Here is a 3,037-nt window from a genome sequence, read left to right as displayed (position 1 = left end):
TAAGAGGCTGTTTTGTAATTTTATTTTCACGCTCAAGGCGTATTCGAGTTATCTCATGACTCTTATTCATCCAGTTTTAGTTACAGGCTCGGCAAAGCCCTAATAAACTTACGGATTTGTATTGCTCATCTTTATTATATACCTAAACTAATTTTCCGTCATGAGTTAGCAGGCGAAGCCTGCTTGGAGTTTTAGTTATCAAAATAAAGAGCATCTATATAAACATCACCTTTATGTCTGCACAAAGAATTCAATTGAATTAAACAAACATCTAGTATTTCGCAATTACTTACAAGTTTATAATCTAAAAGACTATATTACTCATAAAACTACTTCTCCTTCTTCAAATTCTTCAAACTCATCTAAATACATATCATACAGTGAGTCATAGACACGTACTTTCTCAGAATCTTTCCGAATATCATCTTTTGATATGATTTTATTCCCACTTTCTGAATCATTTAATCCTTCACGGCTATTTCTCCATGACATTTCTTCATGAGATAAATCTCTTAAATACCATGCATCATAATGCCCGTACTTATTGATGACACTTTCAATCACATATTTATCTGTAGCAGTTAAAGAACCATCATCGCCTGTATAAGGTTCATAGTTTTCTTCAAAGAAATAACCCAAATTATTCATACCTAACTTAAAAACCTTCCAGAAACCGTATTGATCACAGGGTTTCTGGAAGGTTTTGCTTTTCACCCATTGGGTGAAACATTCGACTAGACAAAAAAGGATTTCCCCTTTATGATATAAGTGCAAAAAAAAATAAAAAGAAAGGAAATCCACATGTTCAGTCTAACAAATAATAATGCTAAAAACAATAATTTTTCTTTTGAGGGAGGAAATCTAACGAATTATGGCGGACTGATTCTCTTTAAAGAATTGTTTGAGGTCTTGAAGCTGACTGAGTTAATTTCCAAATATTTAGTCACTAATGATCAACGCCATTCCCCTCTTTACTCAGACACAATGATTGTTATCCAACTCATTTTTCAAATTCTAGCGGGTCATGATACAGACTATGCCTGTCAAGAATTGAAAGATGATGCTTATTTCTATCAGCTGCTAGAGTCGAAACAAGTTGCCTCTCAATCAACCCTGTCACGTTTCTTTTCACGTGCAACGGAAGAAACTGTTGAGGCTTTAAGACAGCTTAATTTTTCTACCATTTGTCAACCAATTTTTTAAAAATAGGGCAATTTATTTGGCAGAGTGATGCCTGCTGAGCCTAGTTGTAAAGCTAAGAGAAGGGGATTTGGTGTCAAGGCCTTGAGCGTTAGCGTGCCTTTACACTCAATCCCTCTTCTCTTATAATGGGCTTGCTCACAGGCATTTTTGTAGTAATTTTATTCCTAAAATGGAGCGAACCGACTAAAAAGTGTACACTGAAACAGCACCTTGACTTTCCATTTTTTTTCGCAAGGTGCTACAATGGTATGGCATAAGTTTCTTTACCGACTTTTTGCGATATTGTAGTCGTAAAGCTTATTATGCGTTATGAGGTAATGTATCGTCCGTATTAGCCGATGCATGGAGGCAATCGCATGTGGTTTCGTAGAACCCTTTGGCGATTGTCTTTTTCTTTTCTCATAAAAATCCGCAATATGACAGGGTTTAGTACGACTAGCTGAAGCGATATTGTGAATACACTTGAAGAGAATTTTGCGGGCATAGGGATTCCCACGTTTTGTAATGTGTTCTCTAGCTAGATAGTCCCCAGATTCATAATGTCTGAGATCAATTCCGATAAAGGCGTTAATCTGATTCGGTGTTTTAAAACGACGAATATCACCAAGTTCACCAATAATACTGGTTGCAGTTGTTTTAGCGATTCCAGGTATGGAGAGGAGAATCTCATATTCTGGTAATGGTTCGGCTAAGGTTACCATTTCATCTAGAATACTTTGTCTATGTTGTGTCAGACGAAGTAATTCTTTGGCATAGTACCGAACTTCTTCTATCATGCAAGAGTTTTTCTTGACTGCACAATAGGATTGATTGGCTAGTTCTTGTAATTTGTTTACAAGATCCGAAATCCTTTGTTCTGAGATCCGTTTTGAAGTGGAATTTTTGATTTTTTCAGTTATTTCTTCCGGTGATAAAGCTAGGACCTCGTTCTTGCTAGGAAACTCTAAGATTAGATTCCAGTATTGCTCACCACTGGGTGTTGATAAGATGCCTTCAATTTCAGAAAAAGTCAATTGCAGTACTTTATGCAAGCGATTTTTAGTTCGAACAATGTCCTCAGTCATATTTTGATAGAAACGACTCAGATTGCGAAGTTCATTGTAGACCTCTTCTTGAATATAAGTTGGTTTACGATTAGAATTTACCTGAATGAGAGCCAACTTTTCTGCGTCAATTTTGTCTGTTTTACGCACACGTAGACCATCCATCTGTTTCTTTGAATCGAGTGGATTTAAACGAACGTAGGAGTAATGATTCTCTTCAAGAAAGGCTTGAAGTCGACGTGAATAAACTCCTGTAGCTTCGAAGATAATCTCAGGTGAAGAGATAGTTTTCAAATCCTCTAATAATCTTGAGAAACCAATTGCATCATTGGTGATACTATAGCTGATCGTTTTATTTGTATCTACGAAAACCGCGACTTCTGAACTCGCCTTACTGACATCAATGCCAAAAACAACTCTCATAATATTACCTCACTTTGTCTTGAATGATCCTTGTCTTAGTGATTTCATTTTCAATACACGACGTTCAACGTCCAACATACTTTGAAAAAATTCCAACTAAAACAGGTGTCTTGCCAGTTTGAACTACGACGTTAAGCGCCAAAATAAAATACGACTTAACAAGACACCTCTACTTTAACATAAAGAAAAAGTAGTGAGAAAATCTTCCGTCGAAGATTCTCCCACTACTAATCTTAGTATGTTTGAACTAATCCAACTCTTTTTACAATTTCATCAGTTGGATAATCTTATCATTGATGTCGATTCAACTCATTTTACAACTTATGGGAAGCAAGAAGGTTCGGATTACAATGCCCATTACCGTGCTA

General features: G+C 36.2%; 2 protein-coding genes and 1 pseudogene. 1 reads left to right on the top strand and 2 read right to left on the bottom strand.

The window, feature by feature from the left end:
* Positions 1 to 321: 321 nt before the first annotated feature.
* On the bottom strand, positions 322 to 648 hold the full coding sequence (locus I1A59_RS09180; protein ID WP_196092458.1) for a type II toxin-antitoxin system antitoxin SocA domain-containing protein: 327 nt from the start codon (positions 646 to 648) through the stop codon (positions 322 to 324).
* 153 nt (positions 649 to 801) lie between these two features.
* Here I1A59_RS09180 and I1A59_RS09175 point away from each other — a divergent pair.
* A pseudogene (locus I1A59_RS09175) lies at positions 802 to 1,173 on the top strand (transposase); the annotation flags it as partial.
* Positions 1,174 to 1,466: 293 nt separating this feature from the next.
* Here I1A59_RS09175 and I1A59_RS09170 read toward each other — a convergent pair.
* Entirely contained in the window at positions 1,467 to 2,669 is a 1,203-nt protein-coding gene (locus tag I1A59_RS09170; protein ID WP_196092456.1) for an IS110 family transposase, read from the bottom strand.
* Positions 2,670 to 3,037: the final 368 nt, after the last annotated feature.

Source organism: Streptococcus sp. NLN76 (assembly GCF_015686645.1).
Lineage (GTDB): Bacteria > Bacillota > Bacilli > Lactobacillales > Streptococcaceae > Streptococcus.
The sequence above is the reverse complement of the archived record's forward strand: the minus strand, read 5'-3'. Positions and strand labels throughout refer to the sequence as shown.